The 25,847-nt window shown below is 41.5% G+C and carries 20 protein-coding genes, 12 tRNA genes and 1 other RNA gene; 19 read left to right on the top strand and 14 right to left on the bottom strand.

The window, feature by feature from the left end; translation table 11 throughout:
* Positions 1–15: 15 nt before the first annotated feature.
* The 4 genes from cysK to WKU26_RS02340 form a co-directional block, all read right to left on the bottom strand.
* Positions 16–963, bottom strand: coding sequence for a cysteine synthase A (gene cysK / locus WKU26_RS02325; protein ID WP_340320769.1), 948 nt, complete (start codon positions 961–963; stop codon positions 16–18).
* A gap of 131 nt (positions 964–1,094) precedes the next feature.
* A tRNA-Met gene (locus tag WKU26_RS02330) sits at positions 1,095–1,167 on the bottom strand.
* A 20-nt stretch (positions 1,168–1,187) separates the two neighbouring features.
* Positions 1,188–1,263, bottom strand: a tRNA-Met gene (locus WKU26_RS02335).
* Positions 1,264–1,293: 30 nt separating this feature from the next.
* Positions 1,294–1,378, bottom strand: a tRNA-Ser gene (locus tag WKU26_RS02340).
* Positions 1,379–1,551: 173 nt separating this feature from the next.
* Between WKU26_RS02340 and WKU26_RS02345 the strand changes: the two genes are divergently transcribed.
* From WKU26_RS02345 to WKU26_RS02405, 13 genes are all read left to right on the top strand, one after another.
* Positions 1,552–1,824 carry an ACT domain-containing protein gene (locus WKU26_RS02345; protein ID WP_178266681.1) on the top strand — a complete coding sequence of 91 codons (273 nt, stop codon included), beginning with the start codon at positions 1,552–1,554 and terminating at the stop codon, positions 1,822–1,824.
* 18 nt (positions 1,825–1,842) lie between these two features.
* A complete protein-coding gene (locus tag WKU26_RS02350; RefSeq protein ID WP_340320770.1) occupies positions 1,843–3,207 on the top strand; it encodes a PFL family protein in 1,365 nt (454 codons plus the stop codon).
* A gap of 411 nt (positions 3,208–3,618) precedes the next feature.
* Positions 3,619–5,985: an ATP-dependent helicase gene (locus WKU26_RS02355; RefSeq protein WP_340320771.1), complete on the top strand. Its 2,367-nt coding sequence runs from the start codon at positions 3,619–3,621 to the stop codon at positions 5,983–5,985.
* An 11-nt stretch (positions 5,986–5,996) separates the two neighbouring features.
* Positions 5,997–7,163: a carboxynorspermidine decarboxylase gene (gene nspC / locus WKU26_RS02360; protein WP_340320772.1), complete on the top strand. Its 1,167-nt coding sequence runs from the start codon at positions 5,997–5,999 to the stop codon at positions 7,161–7,163.
* A 277-nt stretch (positions 7,164–7,440) separates the two neighbouring features.
* A tRNA-Gly gene (locus WKU26_RS02365) sits at positions 7,441–7,513 on the top strand.
* 38 nt (positions 7,514–7,551) lie between these two features.
* Positions 7,552–7,633 (top strand) — tRNA-Leu (locus WKU26_RS02370).
* Between the two features lie 8 nt (positions 7,634–7,641).
* Positions 7,642–7,714 (top strand) — tRNA-Gly (locus WKU26_RS02375).
* A 22-nt stretch (positions 7,715–7,736) separates the two neighbouring features.
* Positions 7,737–7,809, top strand: a tRNA-Gly gene (locus WKU26_RS02380).
* A 27-nt stretch (positions 7,810–7,836) separates the two neighbouring features.
* Positions 7,837–7,918, top strand: a tRNA-Leu gene (locus tag WKU26_RS02385).
* A 28-nt stretch (positions 7,919–7,946) separates the two neighbouring features.
* Positions 7,947–8,030, top strand: a tRNA-Leu gene (locus WKU26_RS02390).
* A gap of 14 nt (positions 8,031–8,044) precedes the next feature.
* Positions 8,045–8,117, top strand: a tRNA-Gly gene (locus tag WKU26_RS02395).
* Positions 8,118–8,242: 125 nt separating this feature from the next.
* Complete coding sequence (locus tag WKU26_RS02400) at positions 8,243–8,446, top strand: hypothetical protein (RefSeq protein ID WP_178266593.1); 204 nt, start codon at positions 8,243–8,245, stop codon at positions 8,444–8,446.
* 47 nt (positions 8,447–8,493) lie between these two features.
* Positions 8,494–9,099, top strand: coding sequence for a riboflavin synthase (locus tag WKU26_RS02405; RefSeq protein ID WP_178266592.1), 606 nt, complete (start codon positions 8,494–8,496; stop codon positions 9,097–9,099).
* 8 nt (positions 9,100–9,107) lie between these two features.
* Here WKU26_RS02405 and WKU26_RS02410 read toward each other — a convergent pair whose 3' ends face one another.
* Together WKU26_RS02410 and rnpB are read right to left on the bottom strand one after the other, a co-directional pair.
* Positions 9,108–10,421 (bottom strand): YihY/virulence factor BrkB family protein, encoded by a 1,314-nt coding sequence (locus tag WKU26_RS02410; protein WP_340320773.1) that lies wholly within the window; start codon positions 10,419–10,421, stop codon positions 9,108–9,110.
* 25 nt (positions 10,422–10,446) lie between these two features.
* An RNA gene (gene rnpB / locus WKU26_RS02415) (RNase P RNA component class A) lies at positions 10,447–10,810 on the bottom strand.
* A 257-nt stretch (positions 10,811–11,067) separates the two neighbouring features.
* Here rnpB and WKU26_RS02420 point away from each other — a divergent pair.
* Positions 11,068–12,567 (top strand): Do family serine endopeptidase, encoded by a 1,500-nt coding sequence (locus WKU26_RS02420; RefSeq protein ID WP_340320774.1) that lies wholly within the window; start codon positions 11,068–11,070, stop codon positions 12,565–12,567.
* A 503-nt stretch (positions 12,568–13,070) separates the two neighbouring features.
* Here the strand turns inward: WKU26_RS02420 and WKU26_RS02425 are convergent.
* The 4 genes from WKU26_RS02425 to WKU26_RS02440 are packed head-to-tail and all read right to left on the bottom strand — an operon-like array spanning position 13,071 to position 16,817.
* Positions 13,071–14,324, bottom strand: a complete 1,254-nt coding sequence (locus WKU26_RS02425) for a lytic transglycosylase domain-containing protein (protein ID WP_340320775.1) — start codon at positions 14,322–14,324, stop codon at positions 13,071–13,073.
* A 3-nt stretch (positions 14,325–14,327) separates the two neighbouring features.
* Positions 14,328–15,137 carry a DUF5683 domain-containing protein gene (locus WKU26_RS02430; protein ID WP_340320776.1) on the bottom strand — a complete coding sequence of 270 codons (810 nt, stop codon included), beginning with the start codon at positions 15,135–15,137 and terminating at the stop codon, positions 14,328–14,330.
* 12 nt (positions 15,138–15,149) lie between these two features.
* Positions 15,150–16,043 (bottom strand): ParB/RepB/Spo0J family partition protein, encoded by an 894-nt coding sequence (locus WKU26_RS02435; RefSeq protein ID WP_178266588.1) that lies wholly within the window; start codon positions 16,041–16,043, stop codon positions 15,150–15,152.
* 6 nt (positions 16,044–16,049) lie between these two features.
* Complete coding sequence (locus WKU26_RS02440) at positions 16,050–16,817, bottom strand: ParA family protein (RefSeq protein ID WP_178266587.1); 768 nt, start codon at positions 16,815–16,817, stop codon at positions 16,050–16,052.
* 259 nt (positions 16,818–17,076) lie between these two features.
* Between WKU26_RS02440 and surE the strand changes: the two genes are divergently transcribed.
* Positions 17,077–17,844: a 5'/3'-nucleotidase SurE gene (gene surE / locus WKU26_RS02445; protein ID WP_178266586.1), complete on the top strand. Its 768-nt coding sequence runs from the start codon at positions 17,077–17,079 to the stop codon at positions 17,842–17,844.
* Entirely contained in the window at positions 17,841–18,974 is a 1,134-nt protein-coding gene (gene lpxB, locus WKU26_RS02450; RefSeq protein ID WP_340320777.1) for a lipid-A-disaccharide synthase, read from the top strand. The genes surE and lpxB overlap by 4 nt, the downstream gene beginning before the upstream one ends.
* An 88-nt stretch (positions 18,975–19,062) precedes the next feature.
* Here the strand turns inward: lpxB and WKU26_RS02455 are convergent, their stop codons facing one another.
* From WKU26_RS02455 to rsfS, 3 genes are all read right to left on the bottom strand, one after another.
* Positions 19,063–19,902, bottom strand: coding sequence for a phosphatidate cytidylyltransferase (locus WKU26_RS02455; RefSeq protein ID WP_269877757.1), 840 nt, complete (start codon positions 19,900–19,902; stop codon positions 19,063–19,065).
* Between the two features lie 197 nt (positions 19,903–20,099).
* Entirely contained in the window at positions 20,100–22,112 is a 2,013-nt protein-coding gene (gene ftsH / locus WKU26_RS02460) for an ATP-dependent zinc metalloprotease FtsH (RefSeq protein WP_340320778.1), read from the bottom strand.
* Between the two features lie 33 nt (positions 22,113–22,145).
* Entirely contained in the window at positions 22,146–22,505 is a 360-nt protein-coding gene (gene rsfS, locus WKU26_RS02465) for a ribosome silencing factor (RefSeq protein WP_178266582.1), read from the bottom strand.
* A 282-nt stretch (positions 22,506–22,787) separates the two neighbouring features.
* On the opposite strand from rsfS, the gene WKU26_RS02470 reads away from it, so the two are divergent.
* Both WKU26_RS02470 and WKU26_RS02475 read left to right on the top strand, forming a co-directional pair.
* Positions 22,788–22,858: transfer RNA gene (locus WKU26_RS02470), tRNA-Gln, on the top strand.
* A 48-nt stretch (positions 22,859–22,906) separates the two neighbouring features.
* A tRNA-Gln gene (locus WKU26_RS02475) sits at positions 22,907–22,977 on the top strand.
* A 443-nt stretch (positions 22,978–23,420) separates the two neighbouring features.
* Here the strand turns inward: WKU26_RS02475 and WKU26_RS02480 are convergent.
* Positions 23,421–24,638 (bottom strand): S-adenosylmethionine:tRNA ribosyltransferase-isomerase, encoded by a 1,218-nt coding sequence (locus WKU26_RS02480; RefSeq protein WP_340320779.1) that lies wholly within the window; start codon positions 24,636–24,638, stop codon positions 23,421–23,423.
* 142 nt (positions 24,639–24,780) lie between these two features.
* On the opposite strand from WKU26_RS02480, the gene WKU26_RS02485 reads away from it, so the two are divergent.
* Positions 24,781–25,830 carry a DUF2027 domain-containing protein gene (locus WKU26_RS02485; protein ID WP_340320780.1) on the top strand — a complete coding sequence of 350 codons (1,050 nt, stop codon included), beginning with the start codon at positions 24,781–24,783 and terminating at the stop codon, positions 25,828–25,830.
* The last annotated feature ends 17 nt before the right edge of the window (positions 25,831–25,847 follow it).

The raw sequence follows: 25,847 nt of genomic DNA on the forward strand, positions 1-25,847 counted from the left end.
TTGTTTTTTGGGTTATTAAAGTGGGTATTCTTTGAATGCATATAATACGGTTGACAGATATCGTTCTCCTGTGTCGGGAAGCAGTACGACAATATTTTTATTCTTGTTTTCGGGGCGGGAGGCAACTTGTATGGCGGCGTATGTGGCAGCTCCGGATGAAATTCCTACTAATAGTCCTTCTTTCAGAGATAATTCTCTTCCGGTGCGGATAGCGTCATCATCTTTTACACGTATAATTTCGTCGACGACTTCAGAATGATAAGTGTCGGGGATAAAGCCTGCTCCGATGCCTTGTATTTTATGTGGTCCTGGTTTGTCTCCGGATAATACGGCTGATGAGTCAGGTTCTACTCCGATGATTTTTATGTGAGGATTGTGCTGTTTGAGTCCAAGTCCGGTTCCGCTTAAGGTACCTCCGGTTCCCACTCCTGCGATAAAGATATCAATCTTTCCGTCTGTGTCCTGCCATATTTCTTGCGCTGTAGTAGCTGTGTGTGCCTGAGGATTGGCAGGATTTTCAAATTGTTGTAGAATGATAGAGTTGGGGGTGTGCTGATGAAGCTCGTTGGCTTTTTCTATTGCTCCGTTCATTCCTTTTTCTCCTGCGGTCAGTACAAGCTCAGCCCCCATGGCTTTGAGCAGATTCTGGCGTTCGATACTCATTGTTTCCGGCATGGTGAGAATAGTCTTGTATCCTTTTACTGTGGCTACCCATGCTAATCCCACTCCGGTGTTTCCGCTTGTAGGTTCAATGATGGTTGCGCCAGGTTTGAGTAGTCCTTTTTGTTCGGCGTCTTCTATCATGGCCAGTGCAATCCGGTCTTTTACGCTACCTCCCGGGTTGAAAAATTCCAGTTTGGCTATAAGATTGCCTTCTACCTGATGATGTTGTTTGATTCGGTCCAGTGATAATAATGGAGTATGTCCGATTAATTCGGTCAGTTGCTTTTTTATCCGTGCCATATCTGTATGTTTTTATATTGAAAACAAAAGTAGTGGAAAGTGAATTGGGATGCAATACCCTAAATAGGGTATATGATGGGTGCGGATAAAATAAAAAAAAAGAGGAGCGATAGGCTTCTCTTTGAAATTAGTTGCGGAGGCCTGACTCGAACAGACGACCTTTGGGTTATGAGCCCAACGAGCTACCAACTGCTCCACTCCGCGATGTTTAATAAAGTAATGCTTGGTTGCGGAGGCCTGACTCGAACAGACGACCTTTGGGTTATGAGCCCAACGAGCTACCAACTGCTCCACTCCGCGATGTTATGATTTTCCGTTTTCAACGGATAGCGGAGAGACAGGGATTCGAACCCCGGGTACCTCGCGGTACAACGGTTTTCAAGACCGCCGCAATCGACCACTCTGCCACCTCTCCAAAATCCTTGTGAAGGATGCTTTGTTTCTCAAAAGCGATGCAAAGGTAGGGATTATTTTTGAATATGCAAAACTTTGGCCACTTTTTTTTGAAGAAAAGAGTATTATGGGATTTTTTATATGAAAATATGTACCTTTGTTATTGACAAAAACAATACAAAACAATATATGAATATGAATAAGTCGATTATTACAGTTGTAGGTAAGGATACGGTGGGTATCATTGCAAAGGTATGTACGTACTTGGCAGAAAATGAGGTGAATATTTTGGATATTTCGCAAACAATCGTGCAGGAATATTTTAACATGATGATGATAGTAGATGTAACTCGCATGCAGAAACCTTTTGAGCAGGTTGTAGCAGAGCTGGCCGAATTGGGAAATGAGATAGGAGTGCAGATTAAGTGTCAGCGTGAAGAAATCTTTAATAAAATGCATCGTATTTAATTTTATAACTTTTCTTGTATGATTAATATTTCAGAGGTTATTGAAACCAATAAGATGATTGAACAGGAAAATCTGGATGTACGTACTATTACAATGGGGATTAACCTGTTGGATTGTGCGGATAGCAATCTGGATGTTCTTTGTCAGAATATATACAATAAAATTTTCCGCTATGCAGAAAAGTTGGTGAGTACAGGAGAAGAGATATCAAAGGAGTTTGGTATTCCTATTGTAAATAAACGTATCTCAATTACTCCCATCGCATTGGTGGGAGGCTCTGCATGTAAAACTCCTGATGATTATGTAAAGATTGCACAGACATTGGATCGCGTGGCGGAAGAGTTGGGTGTGAATTTCATTGGAGGGTACTCGGCGATTGTTTCGAAAGGGATGACTCGTAGTGATGAACTTTTGATTCGTTCTATTCCGAAGGCTTTGGCTTGCACGGAACGTATTTGCAGTTCTGTTAATGTCGGTTCTACCAAGACAGGTATCAATATGGATGCTGTTAAACTGATGGGTGAAATTATTAAAGACACGGCAGAAGCTACAAAGGAACGCGATTCTTTGGGATGTGCCAAACTGGTAGTGTTGTGCAATGCCCCGGATGATAATCCGTTTATGGCAGGTGCATTCCATGGGGTATCGGAAGCTGATGCTATCATTAATGTGGGAGTCAGTGGTCCGGGTGTTGTGAAGTATGCATTGGAGCAGATTCGCGGACAAAGCTTTGAAGTGCTTTGTGAAACAATCAAGCGTACTGCATTTAAAATTACTCGTGTAGGGCAATTGGTTGCACAGGAAGCATCTCGCCGTTTAGGTGTTCCTTTCGGTATTATAGATCTTTCATTGGCGCCAACTCCGGCTGTGGGTGATAGTGTAGCTGAAATTTTGCAGGAAATTGGTCTGGAATATCCGGGAGCTCCCGGCACGACTGCCGCACTGGCATTGTTGAACGATCAGGTGAAAAAAGGAGGGGTAATGGCTTCTTCTTATGTAGGAGGATTAAGTGGTGCATTTATTCCGGTCAGTGAGGATAAGGGAATGATTGATGCGGTAGAAGCCGGAGCACTGACTATAGAAAAACTGGAAGCGATGACTTGTGTCTGCTCTGTGGGACTGGATATGATTGCGATACCGGGAAGTACATCGGCTGCTACTATTTCGGGTATTATTGCCGATGAAGCTGCTATTGGTATGATTAATCAGAAAACAACAGCGGTACGTATCATTCCTGTGGTAGGAAAAGAAGTCGGTGAAACCGTAGAGTTTGGTGGATTACTTGGATATGCACCTGTTATGCCGGTCAACTCGTTTAGTTGTGATGCTTTTGTGGGACGAGGAGGACGTATACCGGCTCCTATTCATAGCTTTAAAAACTGATAAAACATAAAAATTCCCGTTGTTTCTTAGTGAAAATTGTGTTTTTCTTAGTGAAACAACGGGATGTTTTTTGTGAACAATCTTTTTCTCTCGAAATACTTCAATTGTTATCCTGATAGAATTGAAGATTTCTGAAAACTAAACCTACTTTAATTAACCTTTCTCTATAACCTTAATAATGTCTAATGCAACTCTTGTTTGATGATTTTAGGCTTGTTTTATAAAGTAAACAATATTGTCTCCTGATTTGTTCATAGCTATCTAAAATTTTTCTGGAATTGCGTATCTTTGTACCGGTCAATCTTATAACAGGTAGACTTGGTTTATAAGTAAAATAGGAGTATGATGAAATAAAACCATTGCAACCCTGTCGGCTTATAAGCTCGAAAACAGAATCTCTACAGAATATTTATGGTGAATTATTTGGATGAACTGAATGAAAGTCAGCGTGCTGCCGTACTTTATAACGAAGGACCTTCTTTGGTAATTGCAGGTGCAGGGTCGGGAAAGACACGTGTCTTGACTTATAAAATAGCGTATTTGCTGGATAGTGGTTATGATGCCCGTTCTATATTGGCTCTTACATTTACCAATAAGGCTGCCCGTGAAATGAAAGAGCGTATTTCTCGCCAGGTAGGTGTGGAAAGGGCACGTTACTTGTGGATGGGTACATTTCATTCTGTCTTTTCACGTATATTACGTACGGAGGCAGAAAGCATAGGCTTTACATCTAATTTCACGATTTATGACTCTTCCGATTCCAAAAGTCTGATAAAGTCAATCATCAAGGAAATGCATCTGGATGATAAAGTCTATAAACCCGGAACAGTGCAGGCGCGTATCAGTAACGCGAAAAATCATCTGATTTTACCCGATGCTTATGCAGCTAATGCCGAATTATACGAAAGTGATGCAGCTGCGAAGATGCCTGCTGTCCGTGATATTTATCGGTTTTATTGGGAAAGATGCCGTCAGAGTGATGTAATGGACTTTGATGATTTGCTGTTGTATACCTATTTGTTGTTTAAACAGTATCCGGATATTTGCAGGCGTTATGCCGAACATTTTCAGTATGTATTGGTTGATGAGTATCAGGATACGAACTTTGCACAGCATAGTATTGTGCAGCAGTTGACTGGCATTCACCGCAAGGTTTGCGTGGTGGGAGATGATGCGCAGAGTATTTATTCTTTCCGTGGAGCAAATATAGACAATATCCTGAAATTTACTCAGCTGTATAATGATGCCCGCTTGTTCAAATTGGAGCAAAACTATCGCTCTACCCAAACCATTGTAAAAGCGGCCAACAGTCTGATTGAGAAAAATAGAGAACAGATACGGAAAGAAGTGTTCTCGAAAAATGAGGCAGGAGAACCGATTACTGTCTTCAGTGCTTATAGTGATGTGGAAGAAGGGGAGATTGTTGCCGGGAAAATTGCTCAACTTCACACTCGTGAGGGATATGGGTATGATGATTTTGCTGTATTGTATCGTACCAATGCGCAGAGCCGTATTTTTGAAGAAGCGTTGCGCAAGCACGCTTTGCCTTACCGGGTATATGGCGGATTGTCTTTTTATCAGCGTAAGGAGATAAAAGATGTAATTGCTTATTTTCGTCTGGCCGTTAATCCGAATGATGAAGAAGCCTTAAAACGTGTCATTAATTATCCGGCACGTGGTATCGGGGATACTACTTTGGGAAAAATTGTCAATGCTGCCAATATACATAAGGTAAGCCTGTGGACGGTGTTGTGCGAGCCGTTATCATATAATGTCAGTTTGAATAAAGGTACACATGCCAAGTTGCAGGGATTCCGCGATTTGATAGCAGGATTTGTAGAAGCTGCAACTTCTAAAACTGCCTATGAACTGGGAGGTGAAATCGTGCGTCAGTCGGGTATTATCAGTGAGATTTATCAGGACCGTTCACCGGAGAATTTAAGCCGTCAGGAAAATATAGAAGAATTGGTGAATGGTATGCACGATTTTTGTGCTACCCGTCAGGAAGAAGGAAACGAGCATATTTTGTTGCAGGACTATCTTTCTGAAATTGCCTTGCTTACCGATCAGGACAACAATAAAGATGAATACGTCCCTCAAATTACATTGATGACGATTCATTCTGCCAAAGGATTGGAGTTTAAGAATGTATTTGTGGTAGGTCTGGAGGAAAACTTATTTCCGAGTCTGATGTCCGGTTCGTCATATAAAGCACTGGAAGAAGAACGCCGTTTGTTTTATGTCGCCATTACCCGGGCCGAAGAACATTGCTTCCTGTCGTATGCCAAAAGCCGCTTTAAGTATGGTAAAATGGAGTTTTGTAATCCAAGTCGCTTTCTGAGTGATATAGATTCCCGTTATCTGAATTTGCCGCAAGGAGAAGCGATTGCACGTAAAGTAGACGAGGGGGCTACTCGTTTCCGGCAGGATAATCTGTTTTCTGCACACCGTGAGGAAAGGGAAGGGCGGTATATCGACCGTCATGCACCTTCCATGTTCGATGGAGGCGAAATACCTCAGGAACCCCGTCGTTTTGTAAAACCTGCACCTTCCCGTACATTAAGAAAAATACCGACTGCAGGCACTTCGGTATCCTCTTCCGCTTCTACGCATGGTGTATCGGTAGGACAGACCATAGAACACGAACGTTTTGGGTTGGGAGAAGTAATCCGTGTGGAAGGTACAGGTGATAACTGTAAGGCTACAGTACGTTTCCGTAATGTTGGAGAAAAGCAACTTCTGTTGAAGTTTGCACGTTTTAAAGTTGTCAATCAATAAAATAAATATACATGGAAATAGAAAAAATAATCAAATCGGCAGATATTCCTTGTTATGTGATGGAGGAGGATTTGCTAAGAAAAAATCTGACTCTGATAAAGAGTGTTGCAGAACGTGCAGGAGTCGAAATTATTTTAGCCTTTAAGGCATTTGCGATGTGGAAATCTTTTCCTATTTTCAGAGAATACATTCATTACACAACAGCAAGTTCTGTGTATGAAGCCCGCTTGGCTTACGAGGAGTTTGGAAGTAAGGCACACACTTACTCGCCAGCCTATACTGACAGAAATATTTCTGAATTTTTGAAATATAGCAGTCATCTTACTTTCAATTCTCTCTCTCAGTTTGAACGTTTTTCTTCGCAAGCACGGAAAGAGGGTGTTTCGTGCGGAATACGTATTAACCCTGAATACTCAGAGGTAGAAGTAGAATTGTATAATCCTTGTGCTCCTGGTACTCGTTTTGGAGTTACTTCCGATTCATTGCCGGAGGTATTGCCCGAAGGTATTGAAGGCTTTCATTGTCACTGTCATTGCGAATCAAGTTCTTACGAATTGGAGCGGACCTTACAGCATATAGAAGAAAAATTTAGCCGTTGGTTTCCTCTGTTGAAATGGTTGAATTTAGGAGGAGGGCATCTGATGACACGCAAAGACTACGATGTAGAGCATTTGATTGGACTTTTAAAAGGTTTGAAAGAGCGTTATCCCCATTTGCAGATTATTCTGGAACCTGGTTCTGCTTTTACATGGCAGACAGGTACATTGGTAGCATCGGTTGTCGATGTAGTAATGAGCCGTGGCATACGGACTGCTATTCTGGATGTAAGTTTCACTTGTCATATGCCCGACTGCCTGGAAATGCCTTACCAGCCTCGGGTACGTGGAGCAGAAAGTCTTCCTGCCGATGCGGTGAAAACAGCATCAGCTGAGGATCATGTATACCGTTTGGGAGGAAATAGCTGCCTGAGTGGCGACTATATGGGCAGCTGGAAGTTCGATCATGAGTTGCAGATTGGAGAAAGAATTGTTTTTGAAGATATGATTCATTACACCATGGTGAAAACCAATATGTTCAACGGAATTCATCATCCGTCTATTGCTTTGCTTCATACAGACGGCGAACTGGAAGTGTATAAGACCTTCCGATATGAGGATTATCGTGACAGAATGTGCTAATTGATTATATAGTCTGATTCAATTGTACGGTTCATCTCGAAGTGCTTTGTAGACTTCGGTATGAACCGTCTTTTTTCTGTATAAAGGCTTTGTTTGTTTTATTCCATAAAAAAGTTTGCTGCTTTGAGATTGCAGAAAGTGAGATTTTAGTGGGGTAAGTACAAGAAAAATCTACTTTTCTGAAAAAAAATGAAGCTAATTTTTGCAGATAAGGAAAAAAGCACTACTTTTGCACTCGCAATCGAAAATCACTTCCGATTGTGTAATTAAAATAATTGCGGAAATAGCTCAGTTGGTAGAGCATAACCTTGCCAAGGTTAGGGTCGCGAGTTCGAGTCTCGTTTTCCGCTCAAAGCATTTAGTGCGACGTACTCATAAGAGTAGAATTGCCCAGGTGGCGGAATTGGTAGACGCGCACGTTTCAGGTGCGTGTGTCGAGAGGCATGCAGGTTCGAGTCCTGTTCTGGGCACATAAATTGCGGAAATAGCTCAGTTGGTAGAGCATAACCTTGCCAAGGTTAGGGTCGCGAGTTCGAGTCTCGTTTTCCGCTCAAAAACATTTTGATACAAATTGCGGAAATAGCTCAGTTGGTAGAGCATAACCTTGCCAAGGTTAGGGTCGCGAGTTCGAGTCTCGTTTTCCGCTCGAAAGCAGAAAGGTTGTGCGTAAATTGCCCAGGTGGCGGAATTGGTAGACGCGCACGTTTCAGGTGCGTGTGTCGAGAGGCATGCAGGTTCGAGTCCTGTTCTGGGCACAAAGAAGACATCCTTTCTCTTTTTTATGGAGGAATGGCGGAATTGGTAGACGCGCCACTTTGAGGGGGTGGTGACAGTTATGTCGTGTGAGTTCGAGTCTCATTTCCTTCACACAATGATAAATTGCGGAAATAGCTCAGTTGGTAGAGCATAACCTTGCCAAGGTTAGGGTCGCGAGTTCGAGTCTCGTTTTCCGCTCAAAATGATTAGTAGTAATCCTTGCAATCAGCTTTAAGAAGATTGTGAGGATTTTTTTTATTTCTTATTGTGGTGCTTCGTGTATTTTGATATATTTGCGGCTGTTTTATTTATATACAGACAAGATGAAGACATACGATATCTATTTTACAGACGGGAGATCGACTGATAACAAAGGTTTTTCAATAAAGACTGAAGAGAAGGCGATTCATATGGCTGAAGATATGCTGGAAAAAGGAAACAGTTATATTAGAGAATACGCCGGAGGTACAATTATGGTAGTCGATTCGGAGGGAGAGATGGTTTGGAGCAAGCCTATTCCCGATTGATGAATAAATAACAGGAATAATAATATAAAAAAAATAGAATTAAGCTTATGTTCTCAGGAATAGTAGAAGAATATGCAGAAGTTGTTAAGGTAGTAAAAGATCAGGAAAATCTTCACCTTACTTTGAAGTGTTCGTTTGTGGATGAATTGAAGATAGACCAGAGTGTATCTCATAATGGAGTATGTCTTACAGTGGTCAGTATTCAGGATGGTACTTATACTGTAACAGCCATGAAGGAAACCATTGAACGCTCTAATATCGGACTTTTGCAGGCGGGAGATAAGGTAAATGTAGAACGCAGCATGATGATGAATGGTCGTTTAGACGGTCATATCGTACAGGGACATGTAGATCAGACTGCCACTTGTGTGGCAATCGATGATGCAGAAGGAAGCTGGTATTTTACATTTAAGTATGATTTCAATCCCGAAATGGCCAAACGTGGATATTTTACCGTAGATAAAGGTTCGGTTACTGTCAACGGAGTCAGTCTTACTGTATGCAATCCTACAGAAAATTCATTTCAGGTAGCCATTATTCCTTATACATACGAACATACCAACTTCCATACTTTCAAGGTAGGAAGTATTGTAAATATTGAGTTCGATATTATCGGCAAGTATCTGAGCCGTATGATGCAGCTCACCAAATAAAGAGAATATCAGAGATCTTTCAATAAAATCTGATTGTTATGGTAAATATACTCGTCGCGGGCTTTTACCAAAGCCTCCCAAGAAGCTGAGTATTGTTTACGATCTATTTTGAATGCTTCTGAGCCGGTTGAATCCAGTCGGCTCAGGAGCATTCCTACTGTCAGACGGTTGATATCCATTCCCGGTACATAACCGGTATCTTTCCGGTTGTCCTCATTTCCTGCTTCGTAGATGAGATGCATATCCTGCAATTCATACAGAATCTTCTTGGTCAGACGGATTGGTATTTTATGTTCCTTGCTTATTTCTTCGGCTGTATAAGGCTGTTTCCCCTGAGCGAACTGTTTGCAGATAGCAGACAGGATGATGGTGCAGAAAAAATCATGGTAGCGCCGACTGATATTGGCGGTTTCCTTGCCAAATTCAAAAGAAGTGAGGTTCTGGCTTACATAACTCATTTCTGCTCCAAACAGGCAGATGGTCCATGATATTTGTGCCCATAACAGAAACATGGGGATTGCTGCAAAACTTCCATAGATGGCATTGTAGCTTGAAAGCCATATCTGACTGTTGATATAAATGTATTGGAATGCCTGAAAAGCACTTCCTGCCAGGATACCCGGCAACCAGCTATGCCGCAGGCGTACTTTGGTATTAGGAATAAAGATAAATAAACCGATAAACATTCCCCATGTAAGTATATAAGGAATCATGCGTACCACAAACTTTAAGATGGGGGTCAGCAGCAAAAAGTTATCCATGTTTTTGATATAGGTCGTCATAAAGATTGTCAGACCACTGGAGATGACAATCAGCAACGGCAACAGAAGAATCATGGAGAAATAATCGGTAATTTTACGGAATACACTTCTGGGATGTTTTACCTGCCAGATAGCGTTGAAACTCCGCTCGATATTGTCTGTCAGAATCAATATAGTCCACAGCAACATAATCAGACCTACTCCAATGAATACTCCGCTCTTGGCATGAAGCAGATACGAATTAATCCATGAGATGATAAGTTCTGCCTGCTGTTCAGTCATGCTTTGACGGAGATTGTTCTCGATAATTAAATCGAATCCGAACCCACGGGCAATGGCAAAAAGTATAGCCAATATGGGAATAATGGATAACAGAGTACTATAAGTCAATGCAGCGGCACGTACCTGAATTCTGTCATTCAAAAATTGTCGAACCGATAAAATGGGGATTTTGATGCAGGCATATAACTTTCGTTGGATAGGATTCAGCTCGTCGTCTGTGATTCGCCAGATATCGTACTGGAAGAAATGCAGCCATTGGTTTATTCGGTTCTTGTTCATAGTAGTGAGGGGATGAAATTAAAGAAAAAGCAGTCAGTCTATAAGCCGGGTTCTGTTCCTTATAAAAATAAGGTGTCTGTCATTTATCTACGCCTGCTGTCACCAGCAGGCTCTAGCGGTCTACCCTCCGACGTGGGGCGAGCAACCCTCATTAATGCCGGTTTACATGACCTTACAACTCCTAAGATGCACAGCCCGCATATCACTATACGGCTGGTAGGCTCTTACCCTACCTTCTCACCCTTACCTTTTCCCGAAAGAAAAGGCGGTTATTTTCTTCTGCATTACTCCACCCTCGCGGGCAGCTTTCTGTTAGGAAGTAGGATGCTCTGTGTTGCCCGGACTTTCCTCTTGTACACACATGTACCAGCGACAAACCGACCAACTGCTTTTCACTGCAAAGGTACGCAAATAAACCGAAATGGCGACATAATTGGCAAAATATCCTTTGATGCTGACAAAAATAACTGATAATGAATGTAAAATTGGCAGAATTGCCCGTTAATTGCGGTTAATGGGTACTATGCCTTTGTTAAAAGAGAGAAAAAAGAACTGACAAGGAGTACAATCGTATAATTTTTGTTCTACTTTAGCAAATGAAATGTTAAACAAATGACGAAATTAACAATATAATCAGAATAGAATTATGAAAAGAGTAACTAAGTATGTAATAGGAACAGCGACAATGTTGGTTGCCAGCGCAGGTGTAGCAGGAGTTACTGCTTATACCGTATTACAATCAAAAGATAATAAAGGTGAGGTTTCCTTCAATGATGCATTTCAGACTAATCTGAATACGCGTACGGCTGCCTTGTCGCCCGCAAGCATGCAACCCGTAGATTTGACAAAAGCTGCAGAAAGTTCTTTGAATTCTGTTGTGCATATCATGGCTGTACAGCGCAGTAAAGTACAAACCATTCAGACTCAACCGGATTTCTTCGACTTCTTCTTTGGAGACGGCCAGGGACGCCGTCAGCAGGTGCAGACTCCGGAACGTCGTGGTTTGGGGTCGGGCGTGATTATTTCGAAAGACGGATACATCGTAACCAATAATCACGTGATTGAAAATGCCGATGATATTTCTGTAAAACTGCACGACGGACGTGAAATGAAAGGCCGTATGATTGGTACAGACCCTTCTACCGACTTGGCTTTGATTAAAATCGAAGGTGATGATTTCCCGGCTATTCCGGTGGGTGATTCCGACCAGTTGAAAGTGGGAGAATGGGTATTGGCAGTAGGTAATCCGTTTAACTTGGGTTCTACAGTTACAGCAGGTATCGTCAGTGCCAAGGCCAGAGGATTGGGAGCAAACGGTGTGGAATCGTTTATTCAGACCGATGCAGCCATCAATCAGGGTAACAGTGGAGGTGCGCTGGTAGATGCTACCGGACAACTGGTAGGTATCAATGCCATGCTTTATTCACCTACAGGAGCTTATTCGGGATATGGTTTTGCCATTCCTACCAGCATTATGACGAAGGTGGTAACCGACTTGAAGCAATATGGTACTGTACAACGTGCGTTGTTGGGTATTGCTGGACGTGATATGGGTAACGAAGTATATCCGGATGAAATCAAGAAGGAACAGAAAGAACTGGGTGCTACAGAAGGTGTACAGATTGTGGAAGTTACAGAAGGTGGATCTGCTGATGGAGTGCTCCAGAAAAACGATGTAATTATTGCAATGGAAGGTAAGAAGATAAAGACTATGGCCGAACTGCAAGGTACATTGGCTAAGTACCGTCCGGGTGATAAGATTAAATTGACTGTATTGCGCGATAAGAAAGAGAAAGAATTTACACTTACCTTGAAGAATGCACAGGGTAATACAAAAATTGTGAAGAATGTCGATATGCAGATTTTGGGTGCTGCCTTCCGTGAAGTGCCTCAAGATTTGAAACGTCAGTTGAACTTGGGTTATGGAGTAGAGGTAACCGGAGTATCGGACGGCCGAATGAAGGAAAGTGGTATCCGTAAAGGATTCATTATTCTGAAAGCAAACAGCAAGCAGTTGAAAACCGTACAGGATTTGGAAGATGTGATGAAGGCTGCTTCGCAATCTCCTGATCAGGTATTGTTTATGACAGGTGTTTATCCGTCAGGAAAACGTGCAAATTATGCTGTAGATTTGTCGCAAAATTAATAGATATAGATTGTACTGACTGTTCATCTCGAAATCAGACGAAAGAAAAAGCCCGACATACAAGTCGGGCTTTTTCTTTGGGGCTCATTCTTTTTTCTGAGATTACAAATTTCATCCCGTTTATATTCTTTTGCCCAGTACTTTCAAGTGATGAGTGCAGTTTCTTCTTGAAAGTAGTATAGTTTTTTCAAGGAAAAACTGCACTCATCACTTGAAAGTACTGGAAATTCGTCTAATAAGGCAAGGCTGTCTTTGAAGGAGCTGAAAAGATTATGTCGGGTTGTTTCCTTGCTCAGAAAGTTCAGTCCAAACGAATATGTGCTTCGATGCGGAAACCCGAATCGTTTTTCTTTAAAAATGTATTTTATCAGGGTATGAAGACTGATGGATGAAAATAAAAACAGAATCAACTGTCGTGTATCAGTAGATCTTCGTTTGTATTTAAACCTTCGAAGTACCGACAAGACAACTGATTCTGTTTCAGTATCTGATTGAGTAATGAATTATCGGATGCGGAGCGATTTTCCAGCCCGTATGTTGCTTCCTTTTATTCCGTTCAGACGGCGTAGCTGACTTATGCTGACGCCATATTTTGCTGCAATACCTCCCAACGTTTCTCCACTGCGTATTTTGTGGTATACAGCCTTACCCGAAGAAGATTTTGGAGTAGTGATAGCTACTGTTGCGCGGCGTTTCTGGTATATTTCCGGCTTATAGTTGTAGATGCTGTCTTCGTGTTCGATAAAGCAGCTAATCATGTTGTTAGGCAGACGCAATGCATAAGGCTCTTCGTTGCCTGGGATAATATCTTTCTTGAATTCCGGATTCAAGGCACGCAACTGGTCGATGTTGATTTTGCAGACATCTGCTACCTGCTGCAAATGCAGATTTTTAGATACCTGGATAGTATCGGTTCCTTCGGGCATGCGCATTCCCATCGGACTGATATTGTGCTCACAGTAATATGTCATGATATAATTGGCAGCAATGAATGCAGGCACATATCCTCTGGTTTCCTTAGGCAGATAGTTGTACAAAGTCCAGAAATCTTTCTCTCCTCCGGCACGGCGGATGGCTTTATTGATAGTACCCGGTCCGCAGTTGTAGGCAGCCAATACCAGATTCCAGTCGTTGTATATTTCGTACAAATCTTTCAGGTAGCGTACAGCAGCACGGGTCGACTTGATAGGGTCGCGGCGTTCGTCTACCAGACTGTTGTTTTTCAACCCGTAGATTTTGCCGGTAGTCAGCATGAACTGCCAGAGTCCGACTGCTCCTGCGCGTGAAGTTGCTGTAGGGTTGAGGGCCGATTCAATGACCGGCAGGTATTTCAACTCTTGTGGAAGGTCGTACAGGTCGAGTGCTTCCTCGAAGATAGGCATGTAGAAATTGTTTGCACTCAGCATAAATGCTACTTTCTGTCTCAAGCGAGTAGCATACATGTCGATGAATTTTCTTACCACTTCGTTGTAAGGCATTTCAATAATGGCAGGAATACGCTGCAGACGGTCGATATAGACCGAGTCGCTGACAACAGGATTGGTGGCGGTGCTTGTGCAGTTTTCCCCTAAATTGATATAGTTCTTGGATATCCAGTCTAAGTACAAACTATCTGTAGTAGACAACATACCTTCCGGTAAGTCAATTACCTGGTCAGTTCCACTGGCCGAGCGGACCGTTATGCTTTGTTCTGTCTGTTGTGCATACAGTGCAGAAGTACTTAGCAGAGTTAGTAAACCGATAAATATTTTTTTCATGGATTAAAATTTAATATTGCATTGTATGCCTATACCTTGCGGTCGGCCACGATATGCATCATTGAATATAGTAGGTTCCAGTGTCATGGTCAAGTCGTCCGAAATATCGAAGTTCGACAGTTCGGCATCCACATAGGCATCGACAACTGAAAGCAGATATACAGCAATAAAGGCAATGATACTTAAGTCTCGTTGACGTCGGAAAGCATCCTTGCGCTGGCGAAATATATTCTGATAATAGTCCAGATTTTTCAAGACATCTTCCTTGGTCATACCGTTTTTGATAAAGTTCATGTAGCTGTCATTTTCAGTATTGTCGCTCATGATGTCCTGATAAGCCTGTGAGTAATCTTTGTACATTTTGGTATTCCAGGTAAGGGCATAGGTACATCCCAGGAATCCTCCGTAGATGATGGGGAGTTTCCAGTATTTATGATTGTAAATCTGTCCTGCACCGGGAATTACCAGTCCCAGCCAAATGGAGTTGTTGGGTACGGGCAACCAGCGTTTTTTCTTGGTTTCTGCAGGCTGTTGTTGTAACATTGTTTGCTGGATGGAATCGTTTTGGCGGATGAGTGCGGCTGTATCTACCGGAGCTTCCAGTTTTTCCAGTTCTTTTTGGTGGATATCCGACCATTCGCTTCTCACCGTATCCTGCAAAGCAATGCTGTCTGTACGATGATGCACCTGTATAGAATCTCCCCACAAACCGGATAGATTGGTTTGCCGGGCAGAAACTTCTGTTTGTGCTCCAAAGATGAAACACAAAATCAGAATTACAGATGATATGTATAGATAACGTTGTTGTCTCAATTTGTTCTTCTTTTATTCAGCCTTTAGTGTATCCAGAATTTCCATGATACGTTCCAAGTCGGCTTCGTTATTAAATGGAATACTGATTTTCCCTTTTCCTTTGGCACTGCATGACAACTGTACTTTGGTTCCGAAAAAACTGCACAGATGGTTTTGCAGCATAGTATATTCTTCAGAAAGCTTTGCACCTTTGGGAGCGATTTTCTTTCCCCCCGATTCGATGCTTTCTCCCGAAGTGAGTGCTTTTACAATTTCTTCTACTTTACGAACCGAATATCCTTGAAGCAGAATTTCGTTGAAGATGCGGATTTGTGTCTTGGGATCGTCCAGTGCCAGCAAAGCACGTGCATGTCCCATGTCTATTTCCTTGTTCTTCAGAGCAACCTGTATCTGAGCCGGTAGTTTCAGCAGGCGCAGATAATTGGCTATAGTAGTACGTTTTTTTCCGATGCGTTCGCTCAAACGTTCCTGAGTCAGTTCGTATTGCTCTATAAGATGCTGGTAAGCCAGCGCTATTTCCAGTGAATTAAGGTCTTCACGCTGAATGTTCTCTATCAGCGCCATTTCCATTACATTCTCATCGTCTGCCGTACGGATATAAGCAGGAATCGTTTTCAGTCCGGCCTGTATAGAAGCGCGGTAGCGTCGTTCTCCTGCTATAATCTGATAAGAATCTTCACTGAGTTTACGTAATGTGATAGGTTGGATAATACCTATTTCCGCGATGGAGTCTGCAAGTTCTTGTAAGGCTACCGGATCAAATTCGCGGCGAGGCTGATTGGGATTGACAGAAATCTTATTCAGCTCAATTTCGTTGATAGAAGAGGAGCCCGAAGTCTTTACTTCTTCGGTAGAAATCAATGCGTCAAGTCCTCTGCCTAATGCAAACTTTTTCTGTACTGCCATAGTTTTTTACTTGCTGTTTTTATTTATAATTTCGTTTGCCAATGCCAGGTGGTTCTTTGCTCCTGTAGAGTCTGCATCATACAAGATGGCCGGAATACCATGGCTTGGAGCTTCACTCAGTTTTACGTTACGCTGTATAATGGTCTTGAATACCAGTTCCTGGAAATGTCGTTTTACTTCATCATATATCTGGTTGGCCAGACGCAGACGAGAATCGAACATGGTGAGAAGGAAGCCTTCTATTTCCAATGCCGGATTCAATTTTGTTTTTATTATTTTAATGGTATTCAGCAATTTGCTGATACCTTCCAGTGCGAAGTATTCACATTGCACCGGGATGATGACAGAATCGGAAGCGGTAAGCGCATTGATGGTAATCAGTCCCAACGAAGGTGAACAGTCTATCAGAATATAGTCGTATTCACTTTTCATAGGTTCTAAGGCCTGTTTCATAATCTTCTCGCGATTTTCCAGATTCAGCATTTCAATTTCTGCACCGACAAGATCGATGTGCGAAGGAATGATATCCAATCCGTCAATATCGGTTGTATAAATCGCTTCTCTTATATCAGCTTGGTTTATCAGACATTCGTATATGGAGCAATCTATGTCTTTTAAGTCTACTCCCAAACCGGATGAAGCGTTTGCCTGTGGGTCTGCATCGACTACCAGAACCTTTTTTTCCAGGGTAGCTAATGATGCAGCCAGATTAATAGTTGTCGTAGTTTTGCCTACTCCGCCTTTTTGATTGGCTAAAGCAATAATTTTTCCCATATTAATCAGTTTATTCTGACAGCGAAGTAACTAATAATAGCGGAGAGTACCTATCATCTGACCCTATATTTCGTAAGATGTGTTGATAACTCACTGCTTTTGTTAATAACTTGAGCAGGGCAAAGATACATATTTTTACTTAATTATGCTTCTAAGTTTGAGAAGATTAAGATTTGTAAACGCAATGTAGTCTGAGGATTGCTTGGGCAATCGCCTGAAAGATTGTACCTTTACTGCCATAAATAAAATAAGTAGAATTATGGCTAAAGAAAGACCGCTTTTATTGTTGTCGAATGATGATGGGTTTAATGCAAAAGGTATACGTGAATTGATAAAGGCTCTACGTCCGGTTGCAGATTTGGTTGTGGTGGCGCCAGACGGTCCTCGCTCAGGATCATCGGGAGCAATTACTTCTGTGCAGCCCTTGCAGTATTCGCTGATACAACAAGAACCGGGGTTATTTATTTATAAATGTACAGGAACGCCTGTAGACTGTATTAAGCTGGCTTTGTTTGATATCGTAACACGTGTTCCCAGTATGGTTATCGGTGGTATTAATCATGGAGATAACTCTTCTGTCAATGTACATTATTCGGGTACTATGGGAGTGGTGATAGAAGGTTGTCTCAAAGGGATTCCTTCGGTAGGCTTTTCGTTGTGTAATCATGCGGCAGATGCCGATTTCTCACCGGTCCTACCTTATGTACGTTCTATTGTAGAAAAGGTGCTGGAAAAAGGTCTTCCCAACGGAACTTGTCTGAATGTAAACTTCCCGGATACAGCGGAAATAAAAGGTGTACGCGTTTGCCGGCAGACCAATGGGGTGTGGATTAACGAGTTTGTAAAGACAGAAAACCCACGCGGAGGATACAGCTTTTGGCTGACAGGGGACTATTGTAATCTGGAAGTGGGAGCAGAGGCAACAGATCATTGGGCTTTAGACAACGGATATGTGGCAATTACTCCGACAAAAGTGGATGTGACGGATTATAAGTTGATGGAAGAATTGAAAACCTGGAACTTATGAAATATTACCTGATTGTAGGAGAGGCATCGGGCGATTTGCATGCTTCTAATTTGATGAAGGCTTTGCAGCAGGAAGATCCACAAGCTGAATTTCGCTTTTTCGGAGGTGATTTGATGAAAGCGGTGGGAGGTACCTGTGTGAAGCATTATAAGGAATTGGCTTACATGGGGTTCATTCCTGTGCTGTTGCACTTGCGTACTATTTTCCGCAACATGGATTATTGCAAGCACGATGTGGAAGCATGGCGTCCGGATGTCTTGATTTTAGTAGATTATCCGGGCTTCAATCTGAAGATTGCTGAATATATCAAAAAGCATACACAGATTCCAGTGTATTATTATATCTCTCCTAAAATCTGGGCATGGAAAGAGTATCGCATCAAGAATATAAAACGGGATGTAGACCGTTTGTTTTCCATTCTTCCTTTTGAGGTCGATTTCTTTAAGAAGCATCAGTATCCGGTATGTTATGTGGGTAATCCGTGTGTAGATGCTGTAGACGAATTCCGGAAAAAAGGACAGGAAACTGCAGAAACATTCCGAACAGTCAATGCTTTGGACGGACGGCCCATTATTGCCTTGCTTGCCGGTAGCAGGAAGCAGGAAATAAAAGATAATCTGTCTCGTATGATAGAAGCTGCAAAAGATTTTCCGGAATATCAGTTTGTAGTGGCTGGAGCACCCGGTATCGATCCTTCTTTCTACCGTGAGTACATGGCTGCTGATACGAAGATTGTATTTGGACAGACTTATCGTTTGTTGCAGCAGGCTGAGGCTGCTTTAGTTACTTCGGGTACAGCTACATTGGAAACCGCTTTGTTTCGTGTGCCGCAGGTGGTATGTTATTATACAGCAATGGGTAAACTGGTTTCTTTCCTTCGTCGGCATATCTTGAAAGTGAAATATATTTCGCTGGTTAATCTGATAGCAGATAAAGAAGTGGTTACAGAGTTGGTAGCCGACGGTATGACTGTGGAGAATGTGAAAGCAGAACTTTCGGCTATTCTGGAAGGAGGAAATTCCCGAGCCCGGATGCTGAATGATTATGATTGCCTGATAGAACGTTTGGGGGCTCCCGGGGCTTCCGAAAGAGCTGCCAAGACTATTGTCTGTTCGTTGCGGAAAAGATAATAAAAGTGTGATAAAAAATAAGCGTGAGCAATTATTCCGATATATTGCTCACGCTTATTTTTTATGGCCTTATTATTGAGGCAGGGTGTTATACCAATGAAATAACATACAGATAAACTACTGCAGCCGGTACAGCCATTAGGGTACTGTCGAAACGGTCGAGCATTCCTCCGTGACCGGGAAGGATGTTTCCGGAATCTTTGATACCTAATGTTCGTTTTAGCAAAGATTCGGTCAAATCACCCCATGTTCCGAAAATGACTACAGTCAGTCCTAAGCCAATCCATTGTGCTACGGTCAGGAAGTCGAAGAAGTGAGCTAAGACGATAGCGGCTACAATGCTGAATGCTGCTCCTCCGATAGAACCTTCCCATGATTTTTTAGGAGAAATTCTTTCGAACAGGCGATGTTTTCCAAAAAGCATACCTGTGCAGTAAGCGCCTGTGTCGTTTACCCAGTTGAAAATAAAAATAGACAAAGGTAAAATTGGGTTATACTGTGATATACCTTCTGCTTCTGTCGTATGGTAAGCCAATACATTAAGCAGGGCAAAAGGTAAAGCGATATAAAGCTGGCTCATCATTCCATAGGCCCAGTTGTTGATAGGATCTTTACGTTTCATGTAAAGCTCACTGATAAGCAGATACATGATCAGAAACAGGTAGGGGATAAAGATTTCGTATGTACCTGGTACTACTCCTGTATAACTGAAGCAAAGAAAGAGGAATACACCTGATAATACGGTAATACGCTTATTCATCTGAACCTTTCCGGTACGGTTTACGATCGTACCGAATTCATGGATCGTTAATGCACTAATTAGTGCAAAAAGGATGGTAAAGGGAATTCCACCTCCCAAAATACATCCTATCAGTACAGCTATGAAAATTATACCTGTAATGGCTCGTTGGATAAAGTTGCTCTTCACGGCAATATTTTTTGAGGGTTAATGTTTACTGAGTTTATGAGTTCTTCAATTTTGATTTGAGGTCTTTGTCTTGCTGAATCCTTAAATATAAGGAATGCAAATTCAGACGTTGTTCTTTCAAAACTTTGACTTTATAAGAAGCAAAGAATCTGTGCACAAAAAACAGGCTACAGATTCTTTACTTTTTCTAATTCTTATTATTGCTTTTCTTCACTTGCAGAAGTTGTTTCAGTTTCAGAAACTTTTGTTTCCTGCGGTTGGGCTGTATCTTCCTCAGAGTTGCTTTCTGCAGTTGTTTCTGCAGCCATGATTTCTTCGGAGCGTGAAGCCCACGGACGTTTGCCGAAAATCTTTTCTACATCTTCCGCAAAGATTACTTCCTTATCTATCAGCAATTGTGCCAACTGATTATGACCTTCTTTGTGCTCCTGCAACAACGCTTTTGCACGTGCATACTGCTCATTGATCATCGATTGAACTTCTTTGTCTATCAGTTCGGCAGTATGTTCACTATAAGGCTTGTTAAAGCTGTATTCATCGTTGCTGTAATAGCATAAGTTAGGTAACTTGTCGCTCATACCTGCATAGGCAATCATGCCATATGCTTGTTTGGTGACGCGTTCCAAGTCGTTCATGGCACCGGTAGAAATGTGTCCGATAAATACTTCTTCGGCAGCTCGTCCTCCCAGTGTAGCACACATTTCATCGAGCATCTGCTCTTTGGTCGTAATCTGTCGTTCTTCGGGCAGATACCAGGCTGCTCCAAGGGCACGTCCACGTGGTACGATGGTCACTTTAATCAATGGATTGGCGTGTTCCAGGAACCACGAGATAGTAGCATGACCCGCTTCGTGCAATGCAATGGCACGCTTTTCTGCTGCAGTCATTACTTTGGTTTTCTTTTCCAGTCCTCCTACAATGCGGTCGATAGCAGCAAGGAAGTCATCTTTTCCGACAGCTGTTTTAGAATGACGTGCGGCAATCAATGCGGCTTCGTTACATACGTTGGCAATATCTGCACCGCTAAATCCTGGTGTCTGACGTGATAACAAATCAATATCTACGCTATCATCCAGTTTCAATGGACGCAGATGTACTCCGAATACTTCCTTACGTTCGTTCAAATCGGGTAAATCTACATAGATCTGACGGTCGAAACGTCCCGCACGCAATAACGCTTTATCCAAAATATCCACGCGGTTTGTAGCAGCAAGGATAATTACGCCGCTGTTTGAACCAAATCCATCCATTTCAGTCAGCAACTGGTTCAATGTATTTTCACGTTCGTCATTTCCTCCCATGCTGGGGTTTTTTCCACGTGCACGACCAACGGCATCAATTTCGTCAATAAAGATGATACAAGGTGATTTTTCTTTTGCCTGACGGAAAAGATCGCGTACTCGTGAAGCACCTACACCGACAAACATTTCTACGAAATCGGAACCTGAAATAGAAAAGAATGGTACGTCTGCTTCACCTGCTACAGCTTTAGCAAGTAAGGTCTTACCAGTTCCCGGAGGGCCAACCAACAAAGCGCCTTTAGGAATCTTTCCTCCCAAATCGGTATATTTTTGCGGCTGTTTCAAAAAGTCTACAATTTCTTGAACTTCCTGCTTGGCTGCTGCTTGTCCTGCTACATCTTTGAAAGTAACACGTGTAGAACCTTTGTCAAACAATTGTGCTTTACTTTTTCCAACGTTGAATACGTTACCTCCGCCACCTGCTCCGGCTCCACCGCTCATGCGTCGCATAGCAAACATCCAGATACCAATCAGAAGAAGGAACGGAGCAATGTTCCAGAATATCATTCCGAAATAATTGTTTCTCTTTTCGTAATTGATAGTACCGGTAAAATGTCCTTCTGTCTGTTCTTGCTCAAGAAATTTGTCTAGCGATTCTATTGAACCGACTTCTACAGTTATGGAAGGACTTCTTCCTACTTTACTAGCATCTTTTTTAAATACGTCGACAATATGTTCTGGTTTGATTTGCATTTCCACCGTATTGTCATCGTAGGCGGTAATTTTACTTGCATAGCCTTTACTTACCATATCTTTGAATTCGGTGTAGGTTACCTCCTTGCTGGCACTACCTCCGTCGCTGGTAAATAACAGGTAAGCAAATACTGCCGCTATAGCAACATACAGCCACGTCAGATTAGGACGAGGTACGTTGATTTTGGGCTTGTTGTTATTTAAATTTTCATTCATAATTCGTCAAAAAAGTGTTTATAGGATTAAATTTCAGTCTAAATCAGGAATGTGAGTAAGTTTTGCATCAGCCCACAAGTGTTCCAGATTATAGAAATCTCTTACTTCCGGTAAAAATACGTGTACTAACACATCGCTGTAATCCATAGCTACCCATTGTGCATTACGCAATCCGTCGATGGCATATACTTTGTTTCCTGTTTCTTTGCGAACATAGTCTCTTATTGAATCGACAATTGCTGCTACTTGACTAGGGGAGTTTCCTTGGCAAATTACAAAATATTTGCAGATTGTATCTTCGATGTTGGTTAAATCAGCGATTACGATGTTTTTCCCTTTTTTCTCTTGAATGCCTTCAGTTATTTTTTCTACTAAGATTTTTGTTTCGTTCATTCTTTCTTATTTTGTTCTATTCAAAGTTATCATTAATATATGTCTGGCAAATATACTTGCTTTTCTGTATATCACGAAAGAAAGTGCTTTAATTCTCTTTCTCTTTTTTATATTTTTAGTGATAAAAGTTCTCTTTAGATAGAAATACGATGAGGTAAAGACATTGTATTTTTAGGAAAAGAAAATATTTTCTTGAAAAAAAAGTGATAAATGCTTTGTGTGTTCAAAAAATGTTGTACCTTTGCACCGTCAAAACAAAAAGATGACAACATCTTGTGATTTTGGGCTATGGTGTAATGGTAACACAACAGATTCTGGTCCTGTTTTTCTTGGTTCGAGTCCGAGTAGCCCAACTCACTTAAAGGCATGGAGGTCCTCACGGAGAGGATATCTGTTAAGTTTGGGCTATGGTGTAATGGTAACACAACAGATTCTGGTCCTGTTTTTCTTGGTTCGAGTCCGAGTAGCCCAACAAAAAGCACTTCTAACTGGAAGTGCTTTTTTGTTATATATCAATTAAATCAAAAAGAAAGGTTGTCTGTTCTCACAAACAACCTTAGTTCGGTGTAATTGTATTTGTATTCTTCTGAAAACACTGCACTTATTTAGAGTATTGTCCATAGATGGCTATGGCACTCCATTGCAGATTTCTTTTTACCACCTTAAAAAAACTTTTTACCTGTTTCATCATTTACTTTTGTTTAGTTTATTAGTGTCGTTTTTCCCTGTTTTACAGAGTTTAATAATGTGCTCGTTTAGTTGTTTGTCCATGTTATCCGACGCAAATATATTCTCTTTTATGAGTAGTTGTTCTTTGATAAATGGTATATAATAAAGAAACACGGCTTTTCTTGACTTTTATCAAGATAAAACCGTGTTTCTTCTATGGGGTTGATAAAGTTATATATTTCTGTTTTACGGTATTAGCAGTGATGAATCTCCATAACTCAGGAAGCGGAAATCATGGCTGAGTGCATAATCGTAGATACTCTTCCAATTTCCTTTTACAAAAGCTGAAACCAACAGTAACAGGGTGCTTTGTGGCTGATGGAAGTTGGTAATCATCTTTTTTACTATTTTATATTCATATCCTGGTGCGATGATAATTTGAGTACTGGTATGAAGAGTCTCCAACTGGTGTCTCTCCATGTAATTCAGTATCTGCTGTAATGCTTCTATGGCACTTAAAGACGAGGAAGTTTCATAAGGTTGCCATTGTTTTACATGTAATTCTTCCTGACTGGCATCCGGGTGTTGACTGATTGTAGTTCCTATATAGTACAAACTTTCCAATGTTCGTACAGAGGTAGTTCCTACTGCAATAGCTTCTCCCTGATGCGCAAGCAATTTTTCAATGGTGCGGCGATTGACAGAGATGTATTCTGTATGCATTTCGTGACCTTCTATTTCTTCGCTTTTCACAGGTTTAAAAGTACCTGCTCCTACATGAAGAGTTACTTCTTCCAGATCGACACCTTTTTCTGCCAGCGAATCTAATACTCTTTGAGTGAAATGTAAACCTGCTGTAGGTGCTGCTACTGAGCCTTTTATTTTGGAATATACGGTTTGGTAGGTCTCTTTATCGCTTTCCTGTGTTTCCCGGTTGAGGTAAGGAGGGATAGGAAGTTCTCCAAAAACTTCGAGTATATCCGCAAAAGTCACTTCGTCATTGTTCCAGGTAAAATCTACCCAATGGCTGGTCCCGTGACAAGCTCCGCGTGTAGCAGTAAGAGTGAGAGGTTTTCCTTTTACGGTGAGCTCCTTGTGCAGACTGCCTTCTTTCCATTTTTTCAGGTTACCAATCATACATAGCCAGGCAGCATGTTGGGTTTGCTGAAAATTGAGTGCATAATCATTGGGCTGGATAGGTTCCAGGCAGAATATCTCGATCAGGGCACCTGTTTCTTTACGGAAGTGAAGGCGGGCTTGAATAACCTTTGTATTATTGAAAATCATTAAGCTACCGGCATCCAGATAGTTTGGTAATGAAGTAAAGATGGTTTCGCTTATTTCACCTTTTCGATATACCAGCAGTTTGGACTGGTCTCGTACAGGAAGAGGGAACTTTGCGATACGTTCCTCCGGAAGAGGATAATTATAATCGTTGATTTTGATGTGTTTTGTTTCTTCCATCTTGTCAGTCAGTTAGTTTATAGTTTGCAAAAGTATAATATTCCTAGTTTATATAGATGAAAAGGTTTGATTTTTTTATCAAATATTGGAGGTGTATTTCTTTAAACTCTTTACTTTTGTATGAATAAAAAAATGAACAAATATGAAAATAGGAGATAAAGTCCGCTTTCTGAGTGAAGTAGGAGGTGGAATAGTACGAGGATTTCAAGGAAAAGATATTGCACTGGTGGAAGGAGAAGATGGTTTTGAAATTCCAATGCTGATAAAAGAGTGTGTGGTAATTCAGACAGACGATTATAACATTCCGTTGAAGTCGGTATCAAAGCCTGAACCTGCGGTTGTAGAAGAAGAACCGGAAGAGGAAAAGCCTATTACCTATCGTGCACCCGAAATTCGTGGAAACGATATATTGAATGTGTTCCTGGCTTATGTACCTCAAGATGTAAAAGCTATATCTTCTACATCTTTCGATGCTTATCTGATAAACGACAGCAATTATTTTATCGATTATTTGTATTTGTCGGCTGAAGGAAAAAGTTGGACACTGCGCAGCAGAGGTACTGTGAAACCCAATATGAAACTTCATTTGGAAGAGTTTGAAAAGAGTGCATTAAACGGAATGGAACACGTAGCAGTGCAACTGATTGCTTACAAAGACGACCGTACATTCTTGTTGAAACCGGCAGTTTGTCAGGAAATTCGTATTGATACGGTAAAATTCTATAAGCTGCATACTTTTCAACCGTCTGAATTCTTTGAAGAGCCAGCTCTTATTTACGATGTAGTTCGTGATGATGAGGCCGTAAAGCAGGTTTTTGTTTCGGCTGATGATATAAAGGAAGCTCTGTTGAAGAAAGCTCAACCCGAAGTACCGGGAAAGATCCAGCGTAAGCAAGCTAAAATGAGAAATGATTTGGTAGAGGTCGATTTGCATATCCATGAATTGCTGGATGATACCACTGGGATGGGGAATGCAGAAATGTTAAGTTATCAGTTGGATGTATTTCATAAAACGCTTGAAGAATATAAAAATAAGAAAGGACAGAAAATTGTCTTTATTCATGGAAAAGGGGATGGAGTATTGCGCCGTGCCATCTTGGATGAATTGAAGCGGAAATATAAAAATTACTCCAGTCAGGATGCTTCGTTCCGTGAGTATGGTTTTGGAGCTACAATGGTTACTATTCATTAAAGAAAGAAGATAAAAAA

This window comes from Phocaeicola sp. HCN-40430 (assembly GCF_037890285.1).
In the GTDB taxonomy this organism is placed as follows: domain Bacteria; phylum Bacteroidota; class Bacteroidia; order Bacteroidales; family Bacteroidaceae; genus Phocaeicola; species Phocaeicola acetigenes.

Bases quoted from the DNA above. Each gene is read 5' to 3' on its own strand.
- cysK (WP_340320769.1), bottom strand. From the start codon at position 963: ATGGCACGGATAAAAAAGCAACTGACCGAATTAATCGGACATACTCCA.
- WKU26_RS02345 (WP_178266681.1), top strand. From the start codon at position 1,552: ATGAATAAGTCGATTATTACAGTTGTAGGTAAGGATACGGTGGGTATC.
- WKU26_RS02350 (WP_340320770.1), top strand. From the start codon at position 1,843: ATGATTAATATTTCAGAGGTTATTGAAACCAATAAGATGATTGAACAG.
- WKU26_RS02355 (WP_340320771.1), top strand. From the start codon at position 3,619: ATGGTGAATTATTTGGATGAACTGAATGAAAGTCAGCGTGCTGCCGTA.
- nspC (WP_340320772.1), top strand. From the start codon at position 5,997: ATGGAAATAGAAAAAATAATCAAATCGGCAGATATTCCTTGTTATGTG.
- WKU26_RS02400 (WP_178266593.1), top strand. From the start codon at position 8,243: ATGAAGACATACGATATCTATTTTACAGACGGGAGATCGACTGATAAC.
- WKU26_RS02405 (WP_178266592.1), top strand. From the start codon at position 8,494: ATGTTCTCAGGAATAGTAGAAGAATATGCAGAAGTTGTTAAGGTAGTA.
- WKU26_RS02410 (WP_340320773.1), bottom strand. From the start codon at position 10,421: ATGAACAAGAACCGAATAAACCAATGGCTGCATTTCTTCCAGTACGAT.
- WKU26_RS02420 (WP_340320774.1), top strand. From the start codon at position 11,068: ATGAAAAGAGTAACTAAGTATGTAATAGGAACAGCGACAATGTTGGTT.
- WKU26_RS02425 (WP_340320775.1), bottom strand. From the start codon at position 14,324: ATGAAAAAAATATTTATCGGTTTACTAACTCTGCTAAGTACTTCTGCA.
- WKU26_RS02435 (WP_178266588.1), bottom strand. From the start codon at position 16,043: ATGGCAGTACAGAAAAAGTTTGCATTAGGCAGAGGACTTGACGCATTG.
- WKU26_RS02440 (WP_178266587.1), bottom strand. From the start codon at position 16,817: ATGGGAAAAATTATTGCTTTAGCCAATCAAAAAGGCGGAGTAGGCAAA.
- surE (WP_178266586.1), top strand. From the start codon at position 17,077: ATGGCTAAAGAAAGACCGCTTTTATTGTTGTCGAATGATGATGGGTTT.
- lpxB (WP_340320777.1), top strand. From the start codon at position 17,841: ATGAAATATTACCTGATTGTAGGAGAGGCATCGGGCGATTTGCATGCT.
- ftsH (WP_340320778.1), bottom strand. From the start codon at position 22,112: ATGAATGAAAATTTAAATAACAACAAGCCCAAAATCAACGTACCTCGT.
- rsfS (WP_178266582.1), bottom strand. From the start codon at position 22,505: ATGAACGAAACAAAAATCTTAGTAGAAAAAATAACTGAAGGCATTCAA.
- WKU26_RS02480 (WP_340320779.1), bottom strand. From the start codon at position 24,638: ATGGAAGAAACAAAACACATCAAAATCAACGATTATAATTATCCTCTT.
- WKU26_RS02485 (WP_340320780.1), top strand. From the start codon at position 24,781: ATGAAAATAGGAGATAAAGTCCGCTTTCTGAGTGAAGTAGGAGGTGGA.